Annotated in this window: 27 protein-coding genes; 17 read left to right on the top strand and 10 right to left on the bottom strand. The window is 44.9% G+C overall.

Annotation, left to right across the window (positions count from 1 at the left end; all coding sequences use genetic code 11):
* Window positions 1-17: 17 nt before the first annotated feature.
* Window positions 18-2,621 carry a TonB-dependent siderophore receptor gene (locus ACF8OV_RS10165; protein WP_021486907.1) on the bottom strand — a complete coding sequence of 868 codons (2,604 nt, stop codon included), beginning with the start codon at window positions 2,619-2,621 and terminating at the stop codon, window positions 18-20.
* Window positions 2,622-3,441: 820 nt separating this feature from the next.
* Here ACF8OV_RS10165 and ACF8OV_RS10160 point away from each other — a divergent pair.
* From ACF8OV_RS10160 to ACF8OV_RS10135, 6 genes are all read left to right on the top strand, one after another.
* Window positions 3,442-4,467 carry an ABC transporter permease subunit gene (locus ACF8OV_RS10160; protein WP_005458995.1) on the top strand — a complete coding sequence of 342 codons (1,026 nt, stop codon included), beginning with the start codon at window positions 3,442-3,444 and terminating at the stop codon, window positions 4,465-4,467.
* Window position 4,468: 1 nt separating this feature from the next.
* On the top strand, window positions 4,469-5,512 hold the full coding sequence (locus ACF8OV_RS10155) for an ABC transporter permease (RefSeq protein ID WP_015296095.1): 1,044 nt from the start codon (window positions 4,469-4,471) through the stop codon (window positions 5,510-5,512).
* 38 nt (window positions 5,513-5,550) lie between these two features.
* The gene (locus ACF8OV_RS10150) at window positions 5,551-7,377 is read left to right on the top strand and encodes an extracellular solute-binding protein (RefSeq protein ID WP_069497048.1); all 1,827 of its coding nucleotides are present in this window, start codon (window positions 5,551-5,553) and stop codon (window positions 7,375-7,377) included.
* 9 nt (window positions 7,378-7,386) lie between these two features.
* Complete coding sequence (locus ACF8OV_RS10145) at window positions 7,387-8,244, top strand: ABC transporter ATP-binding protein (RefSeq protein WP_005496771.1); 858 nt, start codon at window positions 7,387-7,389, stop codon at window positions 8,242-8,244.
* A 36-nt stretch (window positions 8,245-8,280) separates the two neighbouring features.
* Entirely contained in the window at window positions 8,281-9,120 is an 840-nt protein-coding gene (locus ACF8OV_RS10140) for an ABC transporter ATP-binding protein (RefSeq protein ID WP_005458953.1), read from the top strand.
* A 129-nt stretch (window positions 9,121-9,249) separates the two neighbouring features.
* Complete coding sequence (locus tag ACF8OV_RS10135; RefSeq protein ID WP_005458957.1) at window positions 9,250-9,675, top strand: phosphate-starvation-inducible protein PsiE; 426 nt, start codon at window positions 9,250-9,252, stop codon at window positions 9,673-9,675.
* A gap of 54 nt (window positions 9,676-9,729) precedes the next feature.
* Here ACF8OV_RS10135 and ACF8OV_RS10130 read toward each other — a convergent pair whose 3' ends face one another.
* Complete coding sequence (locus ACF8OV_RS10130; protein WP_015296114.1) at window positions 9,730-10,596, bottom strand: YicC/YloC family endoribonuclease; 867 nt, start codon at window positions 10,594-10,596, stop codon at window positions 9,730-9,732.
* 214 nt (window positions 10,597-10,810) lie between these two features.
* On the opposite strand from ACF8OV_RS10130, the gene rph reads away from it, so the two are divergent.
* A complete protein-coding gene (rph, locus tag ACF8OV_RS10125; RefSeq protein ID WP_005459025.1) occupies window positions 10,811-11,527 on the top strand; it encodes a ribonuclease PH in 717 nt (238 codons plus the stop codon).
* Window positions 11,528-11,631: 104 nt separating this feature from the next.
* A complete protein-coding gene (pyrE, locus tag ACF8OV_RS10120) occupies window positions 11,632-12,273 on the top strand; it encodes an orotate phosphoribosyltransferase (protein WP_005458955.1) in 642 nt (213 codons plus the stop codon).
* Window positions 12,274-12,333: 60 nt separating this feature from the next.
* Here the strand turns inward: pyrE and ACF8OV_RS10115 are convergent, their stop codons facing one another.
* From ACF8OV_RS10115 to coaBC, 3 genes are all read right to left on the bottom strand, one after another.
* On the bottom strand, window positions 12,334-13,284 hold the full coding sequence (locus tag ACF8OV_RS10115; protein ID WP_005496814.1) for a Kdo(2)-lipid IV(A) acyltransferase: 951 nt from the start codon (window positions 13,282-13,284) through the stop codon (window positions 12,334-12,336).
* Between the two features lie 5 nt (window positions 13,285-13,289).
* Complete coding sequence (slmA, locus tag ACF8OV_RS10110; protein ID WP_005478760.1) at window positions 13,290-13,880, bottom strand: nucleoid occlusion factor SlmA; 591 nt, start codon at window positions 13,878-13,880, stop codon at window positions 13,290-13,292.
* 160 nt (window positions 13,881-14,040) lie between these two features.
* Window positions 14,041-15,240 (bottom strand): bifunctional phosphopantothenoylcysteine decarboxylase/phosphopantothenate--cysteine ligase CoaBC, encoded by a 1,200-nt coding sequence (gene coaBC / locus ACF8OV_RS10105; protein ID WP_203504522.1) that lies wholly within the window; start codon window positions 15,238-15,240, stop codon window positions 14,041-14,043.
* Between the two features lie 184 nt (window positions 15,241-15,424).
* Here coaBC and ACF8OV_RS10100 point away from each other — a divergent pair, with 184 nt between their 5' ends.
* The 6 genes from ACF8OV_RS10100 (at window position 15,425) to mutM (ending at window position 20,174) form a co-directional block, all read left to right on the top strand.
* A complete protein-coding gene (locus ACF8OV_RS10100) occupies window positions 15,425-17,098 on the top strand; it encodes a methyl-accepting chemotaxis protein (RefSeq protein ID WP_015296117.1) in 1,674 nt (557 codons plus the stop codon).
* A gap of 113 nt (window positions 17,099-17,211) precedes the next feature.
* Window positions 17,212-17,886, top strand: coding sequence for a DNA repair protein RadC (radC, locus tag ACF8OV_RS10095; RefSeq protein WP_005482037.1), 675 nt, complete (start codon window positions 17,212-17,214; stop codon window positions 17,884-17,886).
* Between the two features lie 303 nt (window positions 17,887-18,189).
* Window positions 18,190-18,426, top strand: a complete 237-nt coding sequence (gene rpmB, locus ACF8OV_RS10090; RefSeq protein WP_005467944.1) for a 50S ribosomal protein L28 — start codon at window positions 18,190-18,192, stop codon at window positions 18,424-18,426.
* Window positions 18,427-18,439: 13 nt separating this feature from the next.
* Window positions 18,440-18,610 carry a 50S ribosomal protein L33 gene (gene rpmG, locus ACF8OV_RS10085; protein ID WP_004410866.1) on the top strand — a complete coding sequence of 57 codons (171 nt, stop codon included), beginning with the start codon at window positions 18,440-18,442 and terminating at the stop codon, window positions 18,608-18,610.
* A 175-nt stretch (window positions 18,611-18,785) separates the two neighbouring features.
* The gene (locus ACF8OV_RS10080) at window positions 18,786-19,262 is read left to right on the top strand and encodes a hypothetical protein (RefSeq protein WP_029846727.1); all 477 of its coding nucleotides are present in this window, start codon (window positions 18,786-18,788) and stop codon (window positions 19,260-19,262) included.
* A 102-nt stretch (window positions 19,263-19,364) separates the two neighbouring features.
* Complete coding sequence (gene mutM / locus ACF8OV_RS10075) at window positions 19,365-20,174, top strand: bifunctional DNA-formamidopyrimidine glycosylase/DNA-(apurinic or apyrimidinic site) lyase (protein ID WP_024700442.1); 810 nt, start codon at window positions 19,365-19,367, stop codon at window positions 20,172-20,174.
* A gap of 18 nt (window positions 20,175-20,192) precedes the next feature.
* Here mutM and ACF8OV_RS10070 read toward each other — a convergent pair whose 3' ends face one another.
* From ACF8OV_RS10070 to ACF8OV_RS10050, 5 genes are read right to left on the bottom strand one after another with little or no spacing between them, the layout of a single operon-like run.
* Window positions 20,193-21,116 (bottom strand): glycosyl transferase family 90, encoded by a 924-nt coding sequence (locus ACF8OV_RS10070; protein WP_203504524.1) that lies wholly within the window; start codon window positions 21,114-21,116, stop codon window positions 20,193-20,195.
* Window positions 21,113-21,592, bottom strand: a complete 480-nt coding sequence (gene coaD, locus ACF8OV_RS10065; protein ID WP_029829996.1) for a pantetheine-phosphate adenylyltransferase — start codon at window positions 21,590-21,592, stop codon at window positions 21,113-21,115. The genes ACF8OV_RS10070 and coaD overlap by 4 nt, the downstream gene beginning before the upstream one ends.
* Window positions 21,589-22,620: a glycosyltransferase family 4 protein gene (locus tag ACF8OV_RS10060; RefSeq protein WP_140268582.1), complete on the bottom strand. Its 1,032-nt coding sequence runs from the start codon at window positions 22,618-22,620 to the stop codon at window positions 21,589-21,591. Before ACF8OV_RS10060 ends, coaD begins: the two co-directional genes overlap by 4 nt.
* A gap of 1 nt (window position 22,621) precedes the next feature.
* A complete protein-coding gene (locus tag ACF8OV_RS10055; RefSeq protein WP_029829998.1) occupies window positions 22,622-23,404 on the bottom strand; it encodes a glycosyltransferase family 2 protein in 783 nt (260 codons plus the stop codon).
* A 35-nt stretch (window positions 23,405-23,439) separates the two neighbouring features.
* Entirely contained in the window at window positions 23,440-24,495 is a 1,056-nt protein-coding gene (locus ACF8OV_RS10050) for a glycosyltransferase family 9 protein (RefSeq protein ID WP_023583811.1), read from the bottom strand.
* A 107-nt stretch (window positions 24,496-24,602) separates the two neighbouring features.
* Between ACF8OV_RS10050 and ACF8OV_RS10045 the strand changes: the two genes are divergently transcribed.
* The 3 genes from ACF8OV_RS10045 to rfbB all read left to right on the top strand — a co-directional run bounded on the left by ACF8OV_RS10045 (window position 24,603) and on the right by rfbB (window position 26,894).
* Entirely contained in the window at window positions 24,603-25,010 is a 408-nt protein-coding gene (locus ACF8OV_RS10045; protein WP_005459671.1) for a diacylglycerol kinase, read from the top strand.
* A 10-nt stretch (window positions 25,011-25,020) separates the two neighbouring features.
* Complete coding sequence (locus ACF8OV_RS10040; protein WP_140098326.1) at window positions 25,021-25,731, top strand: 3-deoxy-D-manno-octulosonic acid kinase; 711 nt, start codon at window positions 25,021-25,023, stop codon at window positions 25,729-25,731.
* Window positions 25,732-25,835: 104 nt separating this feature from the next.
* A complete protein-coding gene (gene rfbB, locus ACF8OV_RS10035; protein WP_140358226.1) occupies window positions 25,836-26,894 on the top strand; it encodes a dTDP-glucose 4,6-dehydratase in 1,059 nt (352 codons plus the stop codon).
* The last annotated feature ends 21 nt before the right edge of the window (window positions 26,895-26,915 follow it).

Below are 26,915 nucleotides of genomic sequence, written 5' to 3'. Positions count from 1 at the left end.
TGCGCCAAAGGTTTTAATTAAAAGTTTTGAGAGTATTTCAAGAAGTAAACGCGGCCTTGAATGCTGTATAGGTCTGAGTTGTAAGTTACACCATCAGATTCAAATGCAGGATCTTCATCAGTAAGGTTACGAACACCTGCCGTGAATTTTGCATCCCACGGAGCTAGGTAGTTGTACGCAATGTTCCACGTTGTTTGTGAAGATATGTGACCGATTTTATTGTAGTTGTCGTCAACATCTTGAGCTTGGTCTGCGATGTGGTCTGCAGATAGATAGATGTCATGGTCTTCTAGGAAGTTTAAGCCAACACCAGTGTTAAAACGGTACTCAGGCAAACCATTACGACCTACTTGATTATTTACTGGGCCACCAACGTATTCAGGTGTGCTGTAGTCCAGAACATAGCTTCCCATGAAGTCGTAACGAACTGTCGCAAAATCAAAGTCGTAACTGTAGCCGACTTTGAGGTCGATACCTGAAGTATCGAGTGTACCTAAGTTTTGCAGCCCCGCTGTTGCTTCAATGATGCGGCCATTTGCATCACGGATGATGTTCGGGTTAGAAACACCAGAGCTACGCTCTTCGTCGATCATGCTTTGCAGAGTATTCAGTGTGATCATGTCATCAATGCTGATGTTGTAGTAATCCACTGTTACGTCTAGGTCGTCGATTGGTGAGTAGCTCACACCAAAGTTAAACGATACTGATGTTTCTGCTTCTAGATCTTCGTTTGCTGTACGAGTTACATCGTATTGAGTTTCTGGACAGTCTGCGTATGCAATACCATTTGCTGAACAGTAGCTGTAGTCTTTTGCGAAGTCTGACGAGTAGCTGTCAGCCGCGTAAAGGTCAGATAGTGTTGGAGCACGGAAACCCATACCAGCACCAGCACGGAACATCAGGTTATCAAGAGGCTGGTAACGGAAAGATACTTTTGGCGAGATCTCATCACCGAAGTCGCTATAGTGGTCGTAACGAGCCGCAATGTTCATTTCCAGCTCATCAGTAAACGCGATCATAGATTCTGCGTAAAATGCATAAGTTTCTCGATCGCCACCCGCAGAGTTACCAGCACTACCGATGATGTTGCCTGCTTCACTTTGTGGGTCGTATTTATCGAAGTAATCGTAAGTGGTAAATTCAGCACCAACATACAATGGAATAGTGATGTCACCAACTTCTGCTAGGTCAAATTGAAGGCCGCCAGAAAACTGATGCATTTCCATTTGGGATTCACGACTAGTACCTGCAGACAACTGATTTGTTGCATCTGCACTGAACTCGCCATTCACAAACTGACCTGATTCAACTAGGTTCGATGCCGCTGAACCGAATACGTAACCAGTACCAACTTCATTACTGTTAGAGAAGTTTAAGTGGTAACCAGCTTCCCAAATTACCTCACCGAAAGAGTCGGTATAAAGCGTGCCATCAAGACCTGCTTTGAAATCAGCTTGGAAATCTTTAACTGTAGTATCACGAGTTCCCACGTTGTTAAAACGGTAGTATACAGAAGCTGGACCTTTGGTTGTATCAAGGCCATTCTCTGCGAAGAAATCAGCGCCACCACTCGTGTTAGGATCTACGTCGAATGAGCCTGCTGCAGGTGCGAAACGACCAAAACTTTCATTGCGGCTTAAAAGCATTTGTGCATTAAAAGTAGTGTCGTCAGACAAGAAGATATTACCGTTCATAAATACGGTATTACGTTCTAAAGATGCCGTTTGAGCAGCTTCCGATGTGTAGTCGTAGCCACAGATATCGCCCAAACCAGGGTAGTTTGTTAAGCCTACAAAACCTTTTGAAGGATCACATGACGCGTTAGTGTCGTAGCCCTTAAGTGCTTTCAACTCGCCATCATGGTAAACGTTGCGACCAAAGATACTAACGCCTGACATATCGAAATAGTTTGCAGAGCCGGTGTTGGTTGAACTTAGGTAATCACGATCGCGTTGGTAGATTTCGTCTTTGCTATCATGCTCGAAAGAGAACATGATGTTGCCTTTCTCACCGCTTGTGCCCATCACGAGTGCAACGTTTCCTTCGTCGCCGCCGTCTTGACTTGGAATGCCAGAACCCACGCTTACGTTGATACCATCAAATTCTTCTTTAAGAATGATGTTTACTACGCCTGCTACAGCATCAGAGCCGTATACAGCAGAACCGCCGTCAGCCATCACTTCCACGCGTTCTACGATTGCCGATGGAATTACGTTGATGTTTGCAGCGCCACCACCCATGGTTGCAGAGCCTGGTAGACGTTTGCCATTAATCAAAACTAGAGTACGTGAAGAGCCCAAACCACGTAGCGACATGGTTGCTTGGCTTTGCCATGAGCTGCCTGAACTTTCACTGTAAGAACCAAATGAGTTAAAAGATGATTTACGCAATACATCGGCAATCGATACGTCACCAGCGCGTTCAATTTCAGCCCGACCAATTACTGCTACTGGAGTGCTTCCTTCCATAGATGCGCGCGTTAGGCGCGAACCAGTAACTTTCATCTTTTGAAGTTTTTCAACTTGTTGCTCTTCTGCCTGTGCTGTTAGAGGGGCCACTGCTGCCGCTGTCCCCAAAGCAAGACTGATCGCAACAGATAAAGCGGTTGTGTTTTTATACATCCTTGTTGCTCCGATTATTATTATTTCCTATGTCTGGTCGCATAGCGACCAAATGTGACGTTAATATTTCGTTAACGGTCGGCCAATGTATAACCGAGAAGAAAAAAGGAAGTCAAACCAGTGGTAAACGGAGATGTGGAAATGTAAAAAAGATGTAAACAACTAAAAGTGATTTAAATCACGGAATAATTTACTGTGTAGGTTCTATAAATCGAGATCAAATTTTAATAAAACACCGTATTTTGTGTTTCTTGTAAACTTTAATGACATATATTGCCTATGGTTTTTAAGCGGGTAATTGAATCTGAAAATACTCATTTATCCAGTGAATTATTCTAAAGGTGGAATTTTATCGAATGCTAACCATGTTGACTTGGTTGCACTGGGTGGTATCAAAATATGATACCCATTGCTGTAAAAGGGCTCACTCGTATTTTTCAGTCAAATGTAACCACAGCTTATGTGTCTATTTATTCTTGCTATGTGCATTTTTATATAGGGTTTTGGCTCTAAAGTGCCTAGATTGATATTCTGCAGGAATTCTTTTTGTGGTTTTTTATAATTTTTTACAAAAACATTTCTGTTTTTCGACATCGGAGGAAGTTTGTCATGTTTTGGTTTCAAACACTTGAAGCTGATGTGGATTCAAGATAAATATGACGCTGAAATTATTGCCGTAGAAGAAAAAACTAGTTATTGAATCGCAGGGAGTGTGTTTCAACAGCTTTAGTTACTACGCGGATAGATATGCACCATTTTGGGCCGGAAACTTCCCACCAAACCCGCCTAATTTGGACAGTAGACAAGGAGCAAGTTGTATATGCTGTCGTACTTTTTACGCCGTTTAGCGTTAGTCATTCCGACGTTTCTCGGTATCACCATTCTTATCTTTGCCATCACTCGATTTGTACCGGGTGGGCCAGTTGAACGCATGCTGTCACAAATGCAGTCTCAGGGAGACGGCGCAGCATCGATGACGTCAGCGGGTGGCAATACTGCACTGTCTGATGAGCAAATCGCTGAGCTAAACGCATTCTACGGGTTGGATAAACCTGTGATGGAAGCTTACGTTGATTGGTTGAGTCGATTAGTGACGTTGGACTTGGGTGAATCAACGCGTTATTACGAACCAGTATCGGATATGATTGCAGAGCGTCTGCCTGTTTCGCTGTTCTATGGTGGCATGACTTTCTTTATCAGCTACTTCATCTCGATACCGCTGGGCTATTACAAAGCCCTCAAGCACGGTTCTGTGTTTGATTCTACCTCCTCCATTTTGATATTCGTCGGTTATGCCTTGCCTGGCTATGTGGTTGGCGTGTTATTGATTACTTTGTTTAGTTATCACTTGGAATGGTTCCCTATGGGGGGCTTTGTCGGTGATGATTTCGATGACTATGAAACCTTCTTTGAACGCGCAAAAGACGTGATGTGGCATGCTGTGCTTCCGCTGATCTGTTACTTGATTGGTGATTTTGCAACGCTCACCATGACGATGAAAAATAACCTGATGGAAAACTTATCATCGGATTACATCCGTACCGCGATCGCAAAAGGCTTGCCGTTTAAGAAAGCGGTACGCAAACACGCGCTACGCAATAGTTTGATTCCAATTGCTTCTCACTTTGGCAACTCACTGTTGTTCTTCATGACAGGGGCATTTTTGATCGAAGTTATCTTCAACATCGACGGCATTGGTTTATTAGGTTACGAATCCATTATGGAACGTGATTACCCAGTAGTGATGGGCATCGTTGCTATCAACGCGGTATTGCTGCTGATCGGCAATATTATTTCGGATATCTGTGTTGCTTTAGTCGACCCACGTGTGAAGTTTGGAGCGTAATATGATTAAAGTAAGTCCATTAACTCAAAAGAAAATCCGTCACTTTAAAGAAATTAAACGTGGTTATTGGTCGTTTGTGATCTTATCTATCATGTTGATTCTTTCACTATTTGCCGAGCTGTTAATCAACAGTAAAGCGTTGATGGTGAAGTACGATGGTAGTTATTACTTTCCGGTTGTCAGTGACGTTCGTTTAGGTAGCGAGTTTGGTCAAGATTCTTCAAGTGAAGCTGATTACCGAGTTCTCCAACAAGTCTTTGAGGAAGAGGGGGGGGACAACTTTGTGATTCTACCTATCGTTCCTTGGAACCCATACGAACAAGACTTCAGTGGCGATTTCCCTCCGACCGCGCCAAGCGCTGAGAATAAACACTACCTAGGTACTGACGTTATTGGTCGCGATATTTTAGCGCGCTTGGTGTATGGCTTCCGTACTGCGATGGGGTTTGCGTTGCTAACGATGGCGGTATCCTACGCTATTGGTACCGCTGTAGGCTGTGCCATGGGCTTCTGGGGCGGCAAGTTCGACCTATTTGTCCAACGTTTGATTGAGGTTTGGTCAATGGTGCCATTCCTGTACGTCATTATGATTTTGGTGTCCATCGTTCAACCGACTTTTACGCTCTTTGTCGCCATCAACGTGTTGTTTGGATGGATGGGGATGACATGGTACATGCGTACCATGACTTATAAAGAATCTGCACGCGAATACGTAATGGCAGCTCGTGCGTTAGGTGCCTCGACAGGCCGAATCCTGTTTAACCATATTCTGCCAAATACCATGGTCATGATTGTTACCTTGGCGCCATTTACCATTGCTGCCAACATCACCGCACTGACAGCGCTTGATTATCTTGGTTTAGGCTTGATGCCACCAACACCAAGCTGGGGTGAGTTACTGCAGCAAGGTAAGTCCAACTTGGACTCGCCATGGATTGTGGCGTCTGTTGTGACTTCCATTGTACTGGTACTAGTGATGGTCACCTTTATCGGTGAAGCGATTCGAGCGGCATTCGACCCGAAAAAATTCACACGCTATGTTTAAGCATGCATTGTGAGCAAAACATAAAAAAGGGAAGTTTTATGAAAAGAATAATTTTAGCGTCCACGCTAAGCGCCCTAAGTTTTGGTGCGATGTCAGCGACGCTACCGACTGACTTAAACTGGCAAACGAACTGGGATGAGCCTCAATATGGCTCTCCTCAAGCAAAGCGTGGCGGGACTTACCGCACTTTCATGTCGAGCTTTCCTCAGACTCTACGCAGTGTTGGTCCTGATGCAAACTCTGGTTTACGTTCTTTCATCTTGGATGAAACGCCAGGGTTGGTGGTTCGCCACCCAGATACGCTTGAATTCATCCCTGAACTAGCCAATGAGTGGGCATTAGCGGGTGACAATAAAACGGTTTATTTCAAACTGAACCCACAAGCTAAATGGTCGGATGGCAAGCCAGTCACGGCAGACGATTTTGTTTTTATGCTTAAGTTTTACCGCTCGAAAGACATTTTAGAGCCTTGGTACAACGACTATTACAACAAAACGGTTGCTGATGTTATCAAATTTGACGATCACACCTTCGCCGTGAAGGCCGCGAAAGAGCTCAATCCAGAAGAGTTGTTGTTGAGAATGGGGGCGCTACGTCCTCGTCCTGCTCATTTCTATGCGAATCCGAAGAAAGACGAGAACGGTGACGGCATTCATGATGATTTTGTGCGCTACTACAACTTTAAAAGTGAACCAACCACCAGCGCTTATTACTTAGCCGACGTCAAAAAAGGTAAAAGCGTTACCTTTAAGCACGTAGGTGAGGACTGGTGGGGTTATACCAATAAGTACTACGAGAATCGCTATAACGTCGACAAAATTCGTATCACGGTTATCCGCGATAGTGATATTGCGATGAAGCACTTCGAAAAAGGTAAGTTGGACGCATTTGGATTGGTTTTGCCAAGTCTATGGCATGACAAATCCAATACTGCCCCTTATCAAAAGGGTTACATTGAGAAGTTCTGGGGTTACAACCAATATCCAGTTGGTGCTGGTGGCGTGTGGATAAACACGGCCATGCCTCTACTTGATGACTTAAACATTCGCAAAGGGATCACTTACGCGACAGATTTCGACGGCATGATCGAGAATGTTATGCGTGGAGACTACAGCCGTAAACCCAACCCAACGGGCTTTGGGCATGGTAAGTACACGTTGCCAGATGTGAAAGCGCCAAAGTTTGAACCAGAAAAAGCGGCGGCAGCGTTTGAAGCTGCGGGCTTCGATAAGATTGGTTCCGATGGTATTCGCGTGAATGATAAAGGTCAGCGTTTGAGCTTTGAATTGACGTACTCATCTCCAGTTCATACACCGCGTATTGCTTTCTTGCGTGAACAGGCAAAATTGGCAGGGTTGGACATTGAGCTGAAGCTGATTGATGGTTCATCGATGTTTAAGTATGTGCGTGAGAAAAAACACGAACTTGCTTTCTTTGATATGGGGACTTCGGAAATCCCAACTTATTGGGAATACTTCCATTCCGTGAACGCGAACAAACCACAAACGAACTCATTCACTAACTACAGCACTCCAGAGCTAGATGAAAAGATCATTGCGTATCGCTTTAACATGGACATGGATAAGAAGATCCAACTAGGTCATGAGATTCAGCGAGACATTATTGATGCGCACGTGATTGTCACTGGCTACATGGTACCTTACGTTCGTTATGGACACTGGCGTTGGTTGAAATTGCCAGAGAAACCAATGAATCGAATGACAGAAGCGTTGTTCAGTGGCGGAATTATCGGTGATGGCACGTATTGGATCGACAAAGACGTGAAGAAAGAAACCCAGAAAGCGATGAAGTCGGGTAAAACCTTTGAACCGGTTGTTGTCGTTGATGACACGTATAAGCTGTAAGGATGTGTTATGGAAAACGATGTAATTTTGAGTGTAAAAGATCTCGAAGTGGAATTCATCACGGATGATGGCCCGGTAAAAGTACTCCATGGCGTGAACTTTGATGTTCGCGCAGGACGAACGCTCGGTCTCGTTGGTGAGTCTGGCAGTGGTAAGAGCGTGACCTCCATGTCCATCATGGGACTGTTGCCAAAGCCTTACGGAAATATTGTCAATGGTGAGGTTAACTATCGAGGTACCAATCTGGTGTCGCTACCAGCGGAAGAAATGTACGCCATGCGCGGCGACCGCATTTCGATCATTTTCCAAGACCCAATGACGGCGTTGAATCCAGTGCATACCATTGGCCGCCAACTGTGCGAAGTGTTGGAATTACACCGTCCTGAGTTAGGTAAAAAAGAGCGCGAATCCTACGCGGTAGAAATGCTGGCTAAAGTGAAAATTCCAATGCCAGAAAAGCGCCTCAACGAATACCCGCACAACCTATCTGGTGGTATGCGCCAGCGCGTGATGATCGCAATGGCACTCGCATGTAAACCAGACATTTTGATTTGTGATGAGCCAACGACAGCTCTGGATGTAACGGTACAGGCGTCTATCCTTGAACTTATGAATGAACTTCAAGAAGAAACGGGCATGGCAATGATCTTCATTACCCATGATTTAGGCGTAGTAGCTGAAGTGTGTGATGACGTTGCGGTAATGTATGGTGGTCGTATTGTCGAAAAAGCGGAGATTTTTGAGCTGTTTGACAATCCGCAGCACCCTTACACGGAACGTTTGATGGGCTTAATGCCAAGCTTGGACAACGAACCTAAGCAGATGATTGATATCAAACCAATCGATGCCAGCATGTTTGCTAGCTAACTGGTGCAAAGTGAACAAGTCATAAAAGAGGATGTTATGGCCAAAGAAGTATTAAGAATTGAAAATCTTAAGCAGCACTTTGTATCTGGTAAAGGACTGTTTAAGAAAGGCTACACGATCAAAGCTGTAGACGGCGTTTCCTTGTCGGTTTCAGAAGGAGAAACATTGGGACTCGTTGGTGAATCTGGCTGTGGTAAAAGTACCTTAGGACGTACGATTCTAAAATTGTATGAGCCAACAGAAGGTAAGATTTTCTTTGAAGGCAAAGACATTACAAAGTTCTCTGTCAAAGAGATGCGCTCGTTGCGTAAAGACATGCAGATTGTCTTTCAGGACCCAATGGAGTCACTTAACCAGCGTCACACCATTGGTATGATTTTGGAGGAGCCGTATATCATCCATAAAATAGGCACTCCTGCAGAGCGTAAACAATGGGTGAAAGAGCTGTTGGTGAAAGTTGGCTTGCCTGAAACGGCTGTGAACCGTTATCCGCACGAATTCTCTGGTGGCCAGCGTCAGCGTATTGGTATTGCTCGTGCGATAGCTCTGAAGCCAAAGCTGTTGATTTGTGATGAATCAGTATCTGCACTGGATGTATCGGTTCAGGCGCAAATTCTCAACTTGTTGCTGCAACTTCAACAAGAAATGAACCTTGCCATCATCTTCATCTCTCACGATTTGTCGGTGGTTAAGCATGTCTCCGATAAAGTTGCGGTGATGTACTTTGGTAAAGTGGTGGAAGCGGGGAATGCGAAAGAAATTTACGCGAACCCACAAAACGATTACACCAAGAAACTGCTCTCAGCGATTCCGATTACCCATCCTAAATATCGCAAGAAAAAGCGTGTGGCAGAAAAAAAGCAGCAAGTGGCGTAAGCCGTGCCACCATCGCATTCAAGAAAACACGCTCCGTTAAATAAACGGGGCGTTTTTCTTATGTATCCTTTTTTATCTTGCATGCTAAACTCAAAGCTTATCTCTTTGGTTTTGCTTGGATAATTGGCTATGCCATCAAATTTACCTAAATCGTTCAGTCGCCCATTTTTAAAGATGTTCCACATCTTAGAAGCGGTTCTGTTGGTCGCTATTACCTTGGCAACTATTTATGCCATGGCTCAAGAGTTCATTCACGTCTTTGTTGAGAAGCGAGTGCTGTTGACGGACATCTTATTGATGTTCATCTATCTTGAGGTTTTAGCGATGGTGCAGCAGTTTGTGATGAACGGTAAGATCCCCGTTCGCTATCCTATCTATATCGCGATGATGGCCATTGCTCGCTACATCACCTTAGGTATGAAAGAGTTGGATGCCACTTTGGTGGTTTGGCTTTCTATAGCGGCGTTTATCTTGGCGGCAGCGACTTTGGTGATTCGCGTTGGACACCACTATTGGCCGTATGTTGACAACCGAACCTTGGAAAAAGACGAATAAAATAAAGCCCCGCATTAAGCGGGGCTTTCAATATGTAATCTAAATGTTTTTAGATTATTCGATGTTTTGGATCTGTTCGCGCATTTGCTCGATCAGAACTTTCAGTTCAACGCCCGACGCAGTGATGTCGGTGCTGATCGATTTAGAAGCGAGCGTGTTTGACTCACGGTTGAATTCTTGCATCATGAAATCCAGACGACGACCGACTGCGCCACCTTTTTTCAGGATGTTGGTCGTTTCTTTCACGTGAGAATCCAAACGATCTAGCTCTTCTGCAACGTCTGACTTTTGCGCTAGCAAGATAAGCTCTTGTTCTACACGAGAAGCATCCAGTTCAATTTTCGCATCTTCAAATTTTGAGAATAGACGCTCACGTTGCCATTCTAGGATTTCAGGCATGCGAGCACGAACTTTCACCACTTCTGCGGTAATCGCGTCTAGGCGTTGTTCGATCAGCGCTTTCATGTTGTCGCCTTCACGGCCACGCGCTTCAATAAATTCACTAATTGCTTCATCAAATGCAGCAAGCAGCTCTTTGTTGACCTCATCCATGTTTTGCTCAGGAGTTTCCATCACACCAGGCCATTGCATGACTTGAAATGGATTGATGCGGCTAAGCTCACCAGTCATGTGCATAACTTGTTCAGCAGCTTTAATCACTTGGGTTGCCAACGCTTCATTGATGCTAAGCTCGGCTTTTGCTGCAGGGTTCGCTTCGAAACGAAGGCTACATTCCACTTTTCCTCGCGCTAGACGTTTACGAAAACGCTCGCGTAGAACTGGTTCTAAAGCTCGGAATTGTTCTGGCATGCGGAAATAGGTTTCTAGGTAACGCTGGTTTACACTGCGGATTTCCCATACCGCTGAGCCCCAATCGCCTTTTACTTCTTTGCGCGCATACGCAGTCATACTGTAAATCATCGAATTTTCCTGTCTTCATTTTTTGAAAATTACCTAGAGAGTGTATCACGGAGCGGCAAGAGGTGCGCGGGCTGTCTTACATCTGTGTCTCGCAAATATGCTCCCAGGAAATGTTTAGAGGGAGTGAAGCTGTGACCTAGGAATCCGAAATCGATTCCGCTATAATCTTCGCCCAACCAAATCGTCTTCTCCTCATTATTTAAGGTAGATGCCCATGCGTCCAAACGATCGCAAGGCGGACCAAGTTCGCCCAATCAAAATTACTCGTAACTACACGGCTTACGCTGAAGGTTCAGTGTTAGTTGAGTTCGGTAACACCAAAGTGTTGTGTAATGCGACCGTCGAAGAATCAGTGCCACGTTGGTTAAAAGGCCAAGGTAAAGGCTGGGTGACCGCTGAATACGGCATGCTACCTCGTGCGACTCATTCGCGTACTCGCCGTGAAGCGGCAAACGGTAAGCAGGGTGGCCGTACAATGGAAATCCAACGCCTTATCGCGCGTAGCCTACGTGCAGTTGTCGATTTGCAAGCTATGGGCGAATTCATGATCACGGTTGACTGTGATGTAATTCAAGCTGACGGCGGCACACGTACTGCATCAATCAGTGGTGCAAGCGTTGCAATGGCCGATGCATTCCAACATCTAGTCGATAGTGGCAAGCTAAAAGCAAACCCAATGAAAGGTCACGTAGCGGCAGTATCAGTTGGTTTGCTTGGTGATGAAGTGCTGTGTGACCTTGAGTACGTTGAAGATTCAGCAGCAGACACCGACATGAACGTTGTGATGACAGAAGAAGGTAAGATGATTGAAATACAGGGCACCGCAGAAGGTGAACCGTTCAGTCATGAACAGCTGATGGCATTACTCGAGTCGGCGAAAGTCGGCATTACGGAAATCGTCGCGGCGCAGAAGGCGGCGTTAGCCAATTGATTTAGATAGCTCCCATTATGGGGGCTATTTTTTTATCTCGGGAATAGAGAATTGAATGATTGCCGAGAAGAGATAAAAGAAACCAAGGAAATAGAGAGAAAATAATGAAAGCATACCAGCGTGAATTTATTGAGTTTGCACTTGAGAAAGAAGTTCTTAAGTTTGGTGAGTTTACTTTGAAATCTGGCCGTAAAAGCCCGTACTTCTTTAACGCTGGTCTTTTCAATACAGGCCGTGACCTAGCACGTCTTGGTCGTTTCTACGCGGCAGCACTTGCGGATTCTGGTATCGAATTCGATGTCCTATTCGGCCCTGCGTACAAAGGGATTCCAATCGCGACAACTACGGCGGTTGCACTTGCGGATCACCACGATATCGACACGCCTTACTGCTTCAACCGTAAAGAAGCAAAAAATCACGGCGAAGGCGGTAATCTAGTCGGTTCTGCTTTAGAAGGTCGTATCATGCTGGTGGATGACGTGATTACAGCGGGTACCGCGATTCGTGAATCGATGGAAATCATCAAGGCGAATGGTGCAGATCTGGCTGGCGTATTAGTGGCTATCGACCGCCAAGAGAAAGGCAAAGGCGAACTTTCTGCAATTCAGGAAGTTGAGCGCGACTTCGGTTGTGCGGTGATTTCTATCGTGAGTTTGGGTGACCTAATCACTTACCTTGAAGAAAAAGGTAACGCGACCGAGCATCTTGAAGCGGTGAAAGCATACCGCGCGGAATACGGAATCTAATCTCCCACTTTTCCAATTCAATAAAAAAGGTATCCAATCGGATACCTTTTCTTTTGTGATTTATTTGTAGCGAATGCCTTTGGGCTCGTTTTCATCTTGCATGGTTTTGTAGCGTTTGTGCAGCCACATCCATTGCTCAGGTGCTCGCAAAATCACTTCTTCCACGTACTTGTTCATGTAAGCCGCCGCAGCCACTTCATCTTTTTGTGGGTAATCGGCTTCAATGCACTTATCAGCGATGATTTCGTATTTGCCTTCGTCATTGCGGAAACCAGAACCTGGAATGATCGCGCATTTTGAGGTGTAGGCTAAAATGCTGGTGCCGGTTGTTGTACAAGCGTCATCAATGGCAAAAAACGGCACGAAGACCGATTTATTGCGGCCGTAATCGTGGTCAGGTAAGTAAAACAAACGCTCGCCGCTGCGCAGTACACGAATCATCTTTTTCACATCTTTGCGATCAATCAGTTTGTTGCCGTTGTGCGTGCGCCCCCAATATTGGATGAAGTTGTACGCAGGGTTGTTGTGAGGACGAAATGCGCCGTAACCCGCAACACCTAAAACAGCAAAAGCTCGCGCGGTAATTTCTAAGTTAAGAGCGTGCACACAACACAACAATACGCCTTTCCCTTCCGCGCCTTTTTCTTTTAGAGCGTGGATGTCTTTCTCGACAATGAGCGTTTTGAAGCGCCATGTAGGCCAAAACCATGTAATACCAGTTTCGATCAGTGCCATCCCGGTATTCTTGAAGTTTTCTTCCACGATATGTTGCACTTCTTCTGGCGTTTTCGCGGGGAATGCCAGCTCAAGGTTGCGCTTCGCGATATGCACGCGCTTTTTGCCATAGCGCATGCCTAGCTTGCCAAGTGAACGCCCCAAAGACAGTAATAGGCGATAAGGAAGAATATTGACGATGATAGCCAGTAGACCAAACCCAAGCCAAACTCCCCAGTTACGAGGATGGAGAAGGGAAAGAGAAAACTCGGGCTGCGTGTATTTGTCTTTACTCATAATCTCTACTTAATTTGTGCACTGAGTAGTGCCCAATACTCGTCAAAGTTTGCAGTAGGTTGGTACTTGAAATCGCTGCGCACAAAACGGTTCAGGCTGCCTTCAACTTGCCCAAGAATTTGCGCAGCAAGAATGCGCTCTTCTACAGGGAAAGATTTACCTTCACGAATTTTACGCTCACGCAGAATCTGACGTAGTTGGGTTTCGATACGTTCAAACAGCTGGTTGATGCGTTCACGTAGACGTTCGTTTTCAAACATTAAAGCATGACCAGACAGAATACGTGTCAAGCCAGGGTTACGTTCTGAAAATGCAAGAATCAGGTGCATTACCATACGAATACGCTCTAGTGTATCTTTCTCGTCATCTAAAATGCGGTTGATGCGAGTCATCAAGGCTTCTTCGATGAACTCAATCAAACCTTCAAACATGCGAGCTTTACTTGGGAAATGACGGTACAACGCGGCTTCGGAGACGCCGACTTGTTTTGCCAATTTTGCCGTAGTAATGCGTGAAGCGCCTTCTGCAGATTCAAGCATTTGTGCTAATGCTTGCAAGATCTCTTCACGACGATTGGATTTTTTACTGCCGGCCATTAGTTACTTCCTTTCAAAATACAAAGTTGAGCGGAGGGGATTATAAGATGCTAAGTCGCATCACACTAGACTGCTGAGGGCGGAATGGGAGATTTAACACCCTCAGTTGTCATGTTTAGACTAAATTTGTGCCAGTTCTTAATTAGAAAATAAGTGCGAATTACATCAATTCACGCATTTTCTCGAGGATTTTGAAGCTCAGGGCTTCTTTTGACTCTAGAGCTAATGCAAGCTCACCATCAGGCCAAAATAGGGTGATGGCGTTGTCATTACTATTGAAGCCTTGGCCTTCGACTGACACATCGTTAGCGCAGATCATATTGAGGTTTTTCTTCGCTAACTTTCCTCGGGCATAAGTTTCGACATCGTTGGTTTCTGCTGCAAAACCTACCGTAAATGGGCGCTTATCAGTCAGTGCTGCGACGGACGCTACAATATCAGGGTTTTTCACCATTTTGATGGTCATCTGATCGTTGTCTTCCGTCTTTTTCAACTTTTGAGACGCAATGGCCTCAGGTCGATAATCCGCTACTGCTGCGCAACTGATGAACGCATCGTGACTGATGGCTTGAGCCATCACGGCCTCATACATTTCTTGTGCGCTAGACACGTTAATGCGCTCCACTCCCATCGGAGTGCTCAGGTTGACAGGGCCGCTCACTAGCGTAACTTTTGCGCCTAACTGCGCGGCAGCGTTTGCTAGCGCATACCCCATTTTTCCAGAGCTATGGTTCGTAATGTAACGCACTGGGTCGATGGCTTCTCGCGTTGGACCTGCTGAGATCAGAATGGACTTACCTTCCAATACTTTAGGTTGGAAAAACTGTTCACACAGATGCACCAATTGCATTGGTTCAAGCATTCGACCCGGACCAACATCACCACAGGCTTGTTCACCCGCTGCTGGACCCCAAATGTACATACCGCGGCGAGCTAGAGTCGCAATGTTCTCTTGCGTCGCGATGTTGCGATACATCTGCTGATTCATTGCTGGAGATACCGCAACAGGCGAATCCGTTGCCAACACTAACGTCGTCAATAAATCATTGCCCATGCCAGCTGACATACGAGCAATGAGGTCTGCCGTAGCAGGAGCAAGCAGCACTAAATCCGCCCATTTAGCTAACTCGATGTGACCCATTGACGCTTCAGCCGCCGGATCGAGCAAGCTATCGGATACTGGTCGTCCTGAGACGGCCTGCATGGTTAACGGAGTAATAAACTCTTTTGCAGCTTTCGTCATGACGACTTGAACTTGTGCCCCTCTCTCTATTAGGCGACGGGTTAGCTCCGCACATTTATACGCGGCAATACCGCCACTGATGCCGAGTAGAATTTTCTTTCCTGCTAGTGTTTGCATGTGAGATCTCCAATTTTTCTGGCAGCGAGTTTAGCATAACGGACTGTTTCAGTACCCAAGCAAATCAAATCCACATCAAACTCCGCGGCATTAGTTACGCAAGTGGAGAAAAAACTCCCGCCTATCTCACAGACAATTTGAGCTGATTTTGCAAGATTGAAAAGAAAAAAGAGGTGGTACAAACATGGTGTTGAAAAGTCGAAACAAATTGCTGCTGATAACCTTAATTCCTCTGTTGTTGATCACGACATTGATCTCTGTGGTGTATTACATCAACAGCAGTAAGAGTTTGGAGGCGGAGCTCGTCCGAGACAGACAGGAGCTGATTGATGCGCGTAAGAAAGAGCTAAAAGCCTACATGATGATGGGTGTAACGGCGATTAAGCCGCTGTATGACTCTGACGTTAATGGCAGTAATAAACAAGCGGCGAAAGAAATCTTAAAAGCGATGCGCTTTGAAAGTGACGGTTACTTTTTCGCGTATGATTCTCAGGGTATCAATACCTTACATGCCATCAAACCGTCGCTGGAAGGTAAAAATCTGTATGACCTTAAAGATGAAAATGGCGTAGCGGTGATTGCTGGCTTGATTGATGCATCGCAAAAAGGTGATGGCTTTTTGTATTTCTCTTGGCACAAACCAACCATCAACGCTCAGGCACCGAAATTGGGTTACGCTGAGTATCTACAAAAATGGGACTGGGTGCTTGGTACAGGGATCTACATTGATGACATCGACCAACAAGTTGCCATGCAGCGTGAATTGCGCACGCAAGAGTTAAATCAACACACTTTATCTGCGGTGACAATCTCGGTGATTGGCCTGATTATTACCAGCATCTTAACCAGTATTGCTGTCTCGAAAGGCATTAAACCACTTCAGCACGTCGCCGATTCTCTCAAAGATGTTGCTGCGGGTGGCGGTGACTTAACTGCGCGTCTAAAAGTGGAAAGTAAAGACGAAGTTGGCGAAGTCGCGGCTGCCTTTAATGAGTTTATGGATAAACTTCACCCACTGATGCAGGACATTCATCGATCTGCTTCTGCCGTTCAAACAGTTTCTGAAGAACTGAATGATCAAACGCGCACAGCGAGCGGTCAAATGCAGAGTCACTGTTTGGAAACGGATAAAGTGGTGACAGCCGTAACAGAGATGAGCATGACGGCAAAAGAAGTCGCGAGCAATACAAATGCCACTGCGCAGGCCATTGACGATGCGAACGATCAGGTCACCGAAGCCCAGCGAGAGGTTGAACAAGCGATTCAAGGCATTACTGAGTTGGTTACAGAGATCAACAGCACATCGGATGCTATCTCTGAGTTGAGTCAGCAAACGGAGCAGATTACCAAAGTATTGGATGTGATTGGCGAGATTGCTGAGCAGACCAACTTATTGGCGCTCAATGCGGCAATTGAAGCCGCGCGAGCGGGCGAGCAAGGGCGTGGATTTGCAGTGGTGGCCGATGAAGTACGTTCACTAGCGAGCCGTACGCAAAATAGCACTCATGAAATTGGCGATATGCTTAAACAGTTACAAAGTGGTGTATCTCGAGCCGTCACGACTATGTCCGCCAGTCAAGAACGCGGCGTGAAAACGGCTGAAGAGTCGGCACTGATTCAACAGTCTTTGTCTGGTGTTCACCATTCTATTGGTACAATTCGCGATATGGGAATTCAAACCGCATCAGCGGCAGAAGAACAAAGTGCGGTGGCGGAAGACATCAACCAGAACTTGGTGGCGATTCAACAGATCGTCAACAACATCAATGACACCTTGCAACACGCAGAAACGATCAGCACTCAGTTGTCACAATCCGGCACGGAAATTCACGATCTGGTCGGCAACTTTAAACTCTGATGAACCATTAAATTGCACATAAAATCAGTGTGGAACGAAGAAAGCGAAAGTCACCCTCGACTTTCGCTTTCTGTTTTGTGGAATAGGGATTCTTACCTTCAAAGAGAGTTCCGATGATACTCAAAGCTTTGCCAAATGAGTCGATGCCACGAGAGAAACTTCTGCAACGTGGGCCGCAGGCGTTAACCGATGCCGAATTACTGGCGATATTCCTCCGTACGGGTACGCAAGGCATGAACGTGATTGAGTTGGCCGATTTCCTTATTCAAGATTTTGGTTCGCTTAGGCAGCTGTTCTCTGCTTCAGAACAAGAGTTTTGTCAGCATAAAGGGTTAGGGCAGGCCAAATATGTGCAATTGCAAGCGGTGTTAGAAATGACTCAGCGATATTTGGCGGAAACCCTCAAGCGTGGCGACGCCTTAACCAGCCCTGAGCAAACTAAATTATATCTCTCCTCTATATTAAGAGACCGCCAAAGAGAGGCTTTTTACATTCTTTTCCTCGATAACCAACACCGAGTAATAAAAGATGAAATTTTATTCGAAGGAACCTTGGATGCTGCATCAGTTTACCCTAGAGAAGTAGTAAAAAGAGCCCTGCACCACAACGCGGCTGCTTTGATTTTGGCGCACAATCACCCGTCCGGTGTCGCCGAGCCAAGCCAGGCAGACCGCAGGATTACGAGGCGATTAATTGATGCGTTGGCGCTGGTGGATATTCGTATTTTGGACCATTTCGTTATTGGCGATGGGGAAAGTGTCTCTTTTGCTGAAAGAGGATGGATATAACTGTGCGTTTTTTAGGTTGTTAGTTGCTAAAAATCTGCTATCATCCTCGCCACTAAATTTTTAACTGAATTCAGCTTGGACTGCTAGAAAAAACCTGCTGTCTAAAAAAAGATCACGAAAACCTGTAAAAAGGATCTGTTCGGGTCTTGAGCAATGCATATCAAGTTAGTATAATGCGCGACCTTTGATAGCCTTGTATGGATTTTCCATAGCGGTTCTTAACCTCTAACTTCTTTTCGAGAGATAGAGAGGTTCGGCCACCAAGGTTGATATCGAGCTGAAACGATTTTGGAGAAGACATTCATGTCACGAGTATGCCAAGTAACTGGTAAGCGTCCAGTAACGGGTAACAACCGTTCACACGCACGAAATGCTACTAAGCGTCGTTTTCTGCCGAACCTACAAACTCATCGTTTCTGGGTAGAGAGCGAAAAACGTTTTGTTAAACTACGCCTTACTGCAAAAGGTATGCGCATCATCGACAAGAAAGGTATCGATACTGTTCTTGCTGATATCCGTGCACGTGGCGAAAACGTTTAAGAGGAAATAGGCAATGGCAAAGAAAGGCGTTCGTGAGAAAATCCGTCTAGTATCTTCAGCAGGTACAGGCCACTTCTACACAACTGATAAGAACAAGCGTAACATGCCAGGCAAATTTGAGATCAAGAAATTTGATCCAGTTGTACGCCAGCACGTTATGTACAAAGAAGCTAAAATCAAATAATTGGTTTTGTCTCTTTGACGATTTGAAAAACCCAACTTTCGAGTTGGGTTTTTTATTATCTGAAATCCTCACTATTCCTTCAAATCTACCTTCACCATGTTTACATGCCGATGCTCTAGTCAATTCCTGTAACCTTTGCTAGTTTGGCACTAGAACTAAGATAGTAGGAACTGTTATGCGTATTAGTCCGACTCGCCGTCGCCGTTGGAACAATATTCTAATATTGGGCATTATCGCGTTTATCGTGATCTTAAATGCGCCTATGTGGATCAAAACGTACTTGTTGTCAGAGAACGTTGATCCTTATCCGCATTTACTTCGAACTGATCATTCGGTTAGCGCTATTTATTCCAATAGTCTTGAATTGGAGTTTCGCGATGGGCGATGGCATGCGAATGCAGATGTTCCTCTCCCTCTATCTGAACTTATTGCTCGCTGGCAAGCGCTCGAAGGTACGGAGTTATCTGCGCAGCAATACGACACTCTTAAAGATAAGTTAGGCACACCAGAAACCATCGAAGTCTGGTATCAAGGCGTCGAAGAACCGCAGCGAATTACTCTTTATCGTCTTCATGATTTTTGGTTGTTCAAGAATTGGCAAAACAAGTGGATCGCGATTTCTGTTGATAGCAATTACATCATGCCTAAGTGAGAGGTGGTCAATAACCTCGTAGGTAAGCAGTGTTTACGCTTGTACTTTTCGATTATGCTAACTGCCTTTCAGTAAGGCTTTGAGTGTTTTAAGGAGAATTAAATGCCTGAATTACCAGAAGTTGAAGTAAGCCGGATGGGTATTAGTCCACATATGGTTGGACAAACGATTAAGGCATTTGTTTTTCGCACACCCAAACTGCGCTGGGATATCCCGCAAGAGCTGAAATTGCTTGAAGGGCAAGTGATTCGAGCCATTCATCGTCGCGCAAAGTATTTGCTCATAGAAACGGATGCAGGAATTGCTATTGTGCACCTTGGAATGTCAGGCTCGTTACGTGTGTTGGATGCTGATTTTCCTGCGGCTAAGCACGATCATGTCGATCTCAAACTTACAAATGGTAAAGTGCTGCGTTACAACGATCCTCGACGTTTCGGTGCTTGGCTATGGTGTGCTCCTGGTGAGTCCCATGCGGTACTTGATCATATGGGACCAGAGCCTCTAACTGATGCGTTTAATAGCGAGTACATTGCCGATAAAGCGCAAGGCAAGCGTGTCGCGGTAAAGCAGTTCATCATGGACAACAAAGTCGTGGTCGGTGTGGGGAATATTTATGCCAATGAATCTCTATTTAAATCGCGTATTCTCCCAACCAGACAAGCAGGTCAAGTGACACCCCAAGAGTGGGTGCTGTTAGTGGAAAACATCAAAGCCACGCTAAAAATTGCCATTAACCAAGGTGGTACGACTTTAAAAGACTTTGCTCAAGCCGATGGCAAGCCGGGTTATTTTGCTCAAGAACTTTTAGTGTATGGAAAAGCGGGTGAGCCTTGCCCAGAATGTGGAGAGCCGCTTCAAGAGCTAAAAATTGGCCAACGTAATACCTTCTTCTGTAATGAGTGTCAGAAGTGAAATATGGATCAGGGCAAATTATATTTGCCCTGATTTTTCAAAGTACTTCTTTGCTACTAACAGAGAGATTAATTTTTCTCGTTGAGGGTTTTTAAACTGTTCTACCCATTCGTGTGCATTTTGGATGATGGCTTCTGCCTCTTCAGGATGAGCGATGTAGTACTCCATTTTCTCTATCAAGTCAGAGTAATCAGTTTTCACCTCTACATAGTGAATACCTGCTTGCAAGCGACCCTCCATAAACCAAGTTTCATATCTAGGCTTAGACATGATCACCAGCGAGTTTGATGACATCGCCCATTTGAGGTTAGTTGCAACATCATTACCTTCAATGGCGAGCAAAAATTTGTAATTAAGCTGTTCTTCAATCGACATAAATCCTTTTTCCCAAGGATCGCCGTTGACTGGCTGTGTCTGACCAATGTTACATTGTGGGTGGTTATAGTACTGCTCTATCACTTTTTTACGGTGTGGTTGGTATCCAACACCACGCCACGCTGCCATGTCTTTCTTGTTTCTAAATGACTGTTTATCAGAAATAAACTGGAAGTGACGAATCTCATTTAACTTTAGTAAGACGGAGTTGTGATTGCTTTCCCCAATCGGTCGACTTTTAAGAAAGCATGGATATTCTGGGACATAACGAATATCACCGTTCAAAAACTGGAAAAAGTATTGAGCTGGGAAGGACTTAACCACTTTGTGTAGGTCGAAGTAGTATGTTGTACCGCCTGTCTTTTTGTATTCGCCAACACGTGTCGACTCGTTTTCAGGAAGTTCAAATGACTCGTTAACCTTGTTGTAGTAGTCAACTCGCTCTTGGATATAGGAATCCATCGGGTATTTATCGATAAGATGACGAGCTGACTTACTTCTAATAGCGTTAGGAACTAAGACTTGCAGACCATTTGCAACGTAATACTTAAATTTCCTGAAACTCATTGTGCTACCTTTTTATTGATAGCGGTATAAACACATTCAGGTACAAACTGTTTTACATCTCCACCATGAATGGCAACCTCACGAACAATGGTGGAAGAGAGAAAAGCATATTCATCGGCTGGGGTAAGGAACACGCTTTCCATTCCCGGTAGCAGCTTGCGGTACATGCTGGTAAGGCCGAACTCGTATTCAAAGTCTACCGTTGTTCTAAGGCCGCGGACCAACACATTCGCTTTTTGCTCTCTGGCAAAATCAACTAGTAGCCCACTAAAACCAGCTGTCGATACATTACTTAAATGTGCCGTTGATTCTTCGACTAGTTTTACGCGTTCTTCTAAGCTAAAAAGCGTGTTTTTGGAAGGGCTAGCTGCGACACCGATGATAATTTGGTCAAACATGTCTGCAGCACGAGTGATGATATCAAGGTGACCATTTGTGATTGGATCGAAAGTACCTGGGTATATGACTTTTTTCATCGTAAAACTGTCTCGTAAATGTCTACATATTGATTAGCAGTGTAGTTGATATCAAACAATTTCAATTTCTCTTGCCCCTGATCGATGAAGTGTTGCTTCAATTCATCATCTTGGGAAACCTTCACTATTGCATCTGCCAGTTCTTGTGAATTACCTGGCTCAACCAATAATCCATTTGAGTTGTGGTCGATGATGTCAGGAATACCTCCTGCGTTGGTACCAATAACAGGTAAACCAGAGCCCATACCTTCCAAAATGACAGAGCCAAGCCCTTCGGTATACGATGGGTGTACTTGTAAGTCTGCTGCCTCAAACCAATCACCCATGTTGTTCTGTTTACCTTCAAAGCTAATGTTAGTTAGACCTTCTGCTTGTGCTTCAAGCGCTTGTCGCTCTGGACCATCGCCCAATAAACAGATGTGAACAGAGGGCGCAATGTCTTTTAGTAGCCTTGCCGCTTCGATAGTGACATTGAAGCCTTTATGTTTGAGCATGTTTGCGGCATGAATCACCAAAAACTTACCCGCAAAGCGCTCTCTTAGGACTTTAACTGCTTGTTTATCTACAGAGTATACCACTGGGGAGCTTGGTATTTTGTAAGTGGTAGACGTTGGGTAAGCGTCTTTGACTCTCTGAACAATGGCTGTGCTCAGGCCAACCACCGCACTTGCTTTAGAGTAGGCTAAATTTGCTAACCATTTTTTCTTCAAAGGGTTATCGATACGGCGCGTTATGATATAGGGCTTATCATAAAGCATGTGTTGAATAAGAGCCCAATAAATTGCGCGTCCTTCATGAACATGAATGAGTGAACAATTTTGAGTTACAGCTTTAGAGTGTGCCTTGGTAAAGTGAGTCGCCAGCACTAGCTTAACGTTCAGTTTACGGATGGCATCGGCAAAAGGGCTTTTAGGGTTAGCGACTACCGTAAGGTTATAACCCAATTTGACTTGTTGCTGGATGAGTTGAAGGGTTTGGTTTTCTCCTCCATGGTAGCCAGAAGCCAAATTCACATGGCAAATATTCATATTATTGCTCTTTGTTGTGTTTTTTCACGTAGTCACGCAGCCACAGATCGGCATAACGGGTAAAAGTGGTGTTTGCGCTTAACACTGCTAACAAAAAGCCGTGTCGTCCATCTAAGAAACCACGCTTGATGATATACATCTTAAAGAATCGGAAAAAACCGTGCGTAAACGCACTCGATAGAGAAGCGGATTTCTTTCCTTCTCGCTGGTCAGCCCAAGACTGCATATACAGTTGAGTTTTTCGTGTGTATTCACCCAGTCTTTCATAGGTAAAGTGCTTGAGGCGTCCGTTCAATGACACGATGTTAAATCCATCTGGAATTACCACGCTTTCGTGCACTAATGCATCATTGTATTGAGTTTGTGAAGTTTTATACAAACGGACTACCCAGTCAGGAGACCAGCCCGAGTGACGAATCTCTTTGGCAAAAGCGGTGGTTAGGCGATTCACTTGGTAGACATTTGCGTCGTTGTGCTGACTAATAGCATTCAGAATGTCTTGGCGCAGTTCGTCAGTCACGCGTTCATCGGCATCTAGCCAAAGAACGAAATCGGACTCGATATAAGTTTGCGCAAGTTGGCGTTGTTTTCCAAACCCCGGCCAGTCTAAGTTGGTATAGAACTTATCGGTGTATTGTCGGGCAATTTCTTCAGTGCGGTCGGTACTGCCCGAGTCGAGGATGACAATCTCATCAACCCAACCTTTTACGGTGTCTAGACAAGCTTTTAAATGCTTCTCTTCATTTTTGACGATTAAGGCAACGGCTAAAGTTGGCTTGGACAAATTGACTTCCTTCTTAACAAATCTATACAGGGAGTTTACTGGTATTGCGGGTACAAATCTTCTACGACTTGATTGAACATTGTAATCACTTGCTTGCTTGTGATGCGATTCATTGCTTTTTCATCTTTCGCACGAGTTCTCCAGCTTAGTTGTTGGCTGGTTTTTCCTGTTTCAGCCAAGATGACTTCCTCATAAACTGAGACGGCATACTGTAGATAGCGATATGGGCCCACTCGAACCGGATTGTGGTGGGCATATAAGCCAATGATCGGTGTGTTCATGGCGCTTGCCATGTGAGCAGGCCCGGTATCAGGCGCGATGACCATGTCTACTTTGTCAATCAGAGCCAGCATTTGCAGGATTGAGCTTTGCCCAACTAAATTTAGACATGGCTCTTCCAGTCGAGATTGAATGGCATCTGCCAAATCCAGTTCGACTTGAGCTGGGCTGCCAGCCAGAATTACATTCCAGCCTTGCGCTCTCGCATGGTGGATGACGTCTATGTACCCTTCAGCATTCCAGTTTTTATATGCTTTACTGGCTCCTGGTACAATCAGTAGGTTGGGTTTGTCGCAAGAAACATGACTCTCTGCCCACTCTTGGTCTTGTGTGGAGTAGGAAAGTGCCCAGTCTAACTCCGTGTTAAGGATGCCAATTTGATGGGCAAAAGCCATCAAACCATCCGCCACGTGCAGAGATTGTGGTGAGGGAACTTTGACATTAGTGAATAGTGTTTGAAAATCTTGGCTTCTGTCAGATGAAAAACCAAGTTTGTATTTTGCCTTAATGCCCAAAGTCGCGACGCTCGCTCGAATCGCATATTGCATATGTAACAGAGCATCAAATTCTCGGCCCTTTAACTGTTTCCACAAGGCTTTATAGCCATCTAAACCAGCTTTTTTATCGAAGACAATGACTTCGACCCCCTCAATCGCCGCTAGCAACTGAGCTTCTAACTTGCCAGTAATCCAAGTTATTTGCGTGGTTGGCCACTGTTTCTGGATTGCTTGCACAGTAGCGATGGTATTACACACATCTCCAATAGCGGATAAACGCAAGATGCATAATGACGACGGGGCAGAAGTGAACATAATTATTGTCTGACTAGATGAATAGAGGCAGGTAAATTATGCAGACATCCCGAATAAATGTAAAATACACGGCTCCAATATAACGAAGTACCGATAAGTGTTCTGCAATGTCAAAGACAACACCGCATCAATCGCAAGAATCTGGAAAGCCAGGCAATACTGGGGTAAAGCGCATTATCAAAGCGACAGGTTATTCTATACAAGGATTAAAAGCCGCTTTTAAACATGAAGCTGCTGTTCGACAAGAACTCGCTTTGCTAAGCATTGCTGTGATTTTGGCGTGCGTGGTTGATGTCGGGATGATAGAGCGCATCTTATTGATTGGTGTCGTGGTATTAGTTCTGATTGTCGAATTGATTAACTCCGCGATAGAAGCAGTGGTGGATCGCATTGGTGTTGAACGCCATGAATTAAGTGGTCGCGCTAAAGATATAGGATCGGCAGCCGTTATGGTTGCGTTAGCGTTCGCAGCTTTTACTTGGCTATACATCTTGGCCAGTCGCTACCTAGGCTAGAGGTTACAACATGATTCAGCAGTATCGAGATAGCAACCAAGTCATTTGGTTTGATGAGGAGCTTATTGAAGATCCTAGTCAGCCTATTTTTGATATCGAGTATTGGCAGTCCTCCGACAAGGTGGTTGGCAGTGCGACGGGGCGAGGCACGACATGGTTTATCCAACTAGAGAACATGCAAGCGGCACTACGTCATTACCGTCGTGGCGGTTTGTTTGGGAAGTTAGTTAAAGACAATTATTGGTTTTCAGGTTGGGAGCAAACGCGTTGTGCGCAAGAGTTCAAACTATTACTTACACTGATTAATGCAGGTGTTCATGTGCCAAGGCCAATTGCTGCAAGAGCTGTGAAATCTGGATTGACATATCAGGCCGATTTATTGAGTGAGCGCATTCCTAACGCAAGAGACCTGGTCAGTATCTTGCAGGAAAAATCGTTACCGGAAGGAATGTATCAAAAAATAGGGCAAGAAATTGCCAAAATGCACAACGCTGGCGTTAATCACACTGACCTGAATATCCACAACATCTTGATCGATGACAAAGATAAAGTGTGGATTATTGATTTTGATAAGTGCCGCAAACAAGAGCACGGCGACTGGAAAAAGCAAAACTTAGAAAGGCTTCTTCGCTCATTCAAAAAAGAATTGCTTGTGCGAAAAATCCTTTGGCGAGAGTCAGATTTTAGTCAAGTAAACAAAAGTTATATATCTTTGACGTAGTTTTTCTTTAATAGGATTATCCGTGCGAAACTCCAAGACCGCGTCCATATACACAGCCCAATAATATATTGTGGATTTACAAATCAACAAAGGTGATATACGTAATGAAAATTATAATAACTGGTGGAGCGGGGTTCATTGGCTCTGCTGTTGTACGACACATTATACGTGGCACTCAAGATACCGTTATCAATTTAGATAAACTGACCTACGCAGGGAATTTAGAATCATTAGTTGATGTCTCAGAGAGTGAACGTTACTACTTTGAACAAGTAGATATCTGTGACCGAGCTGAACTAGATCGCGTGTTTTCAGAGCATCAACCCGATATGGTGATGCATTTGGCCGCCGAATCTCATGTCGATCGCTCTATTGATGGTCCTGCTGCTTTTATTGAGACTAACGTCATGGGCACTTACCATCTGCTTGAAGCGGCGCGTCAATATTGGTCAGGCCTAGAGGATGCGAGAAAATCGGCGTTCCGTTTCCATCATATCTCTACGGATGAAGTGTATGGCGACTTAGAGGGGACGGATGATTTGTTTACCGAAACCACCTCATATGCACCGAGCAGCCCATATTCAGCATCTAAAGCTTCGAGCGATCACCTAGTTCGTGCTTGGCAACGTACTTATGGTTTACCAACACTTATCACCAATTGCTCCAACAACTATGGCCCGTACCACTTCCCAGAGAAGTTGATCCCTCTGATGATTTTGAATGCCCTCGATGGCAAGCCGTTGCCTGTGTATGGCGATGGTATGCAAATCCGAGACTGGTTGTTTGTGGAAGACCATGCTCGCGCGCTGTACAAAGTCGTGACGGAAGGTGAAGTCGGTGAGACCTACAACATCGGTGGTCATAACGAAAAAGCAAACATTGAGGTAGTGAAAACCATTTGTGCACTACTTGAAGAGTTGCGACCAGAAAAACCAGCAGGCGTTGAGTCTTATGAGTCTTTAATCACTCATGTCAAAGATCGCCCTGGTCATGATGTGCGATACGCAATTGATGCCACCAAGATTGCTCAAGAGCTTAATTGGGCACCAGAAGAAACTTTTGAAAGCGGCATTCGCAAAACTGTAGAATGGTACCTAAATAACCATCAATGGTGGCAACGTGTATTAGATGGTTCTTACAGTTTGGAGCGATTGGGAGTTTAAAATATCACTTCTTCATGTTTA

The organism is Vibrio sp. GLN_1, assembly GCF_043106015.1.
In the GTDB taxonomy this organism is placed as follows: domain Bacteria; phylum Pseudomonadota; class Gammaproteobacteria; order Enterobacterales; family Vibrionaceae; genus Vibrio; species Vibrio parahaemolyticus.
The sequence above is the reverse complement of the archived record's forward strand: the minus strand, read 5'-3'. Positions and strand labels throughout refer to the sequence as shown.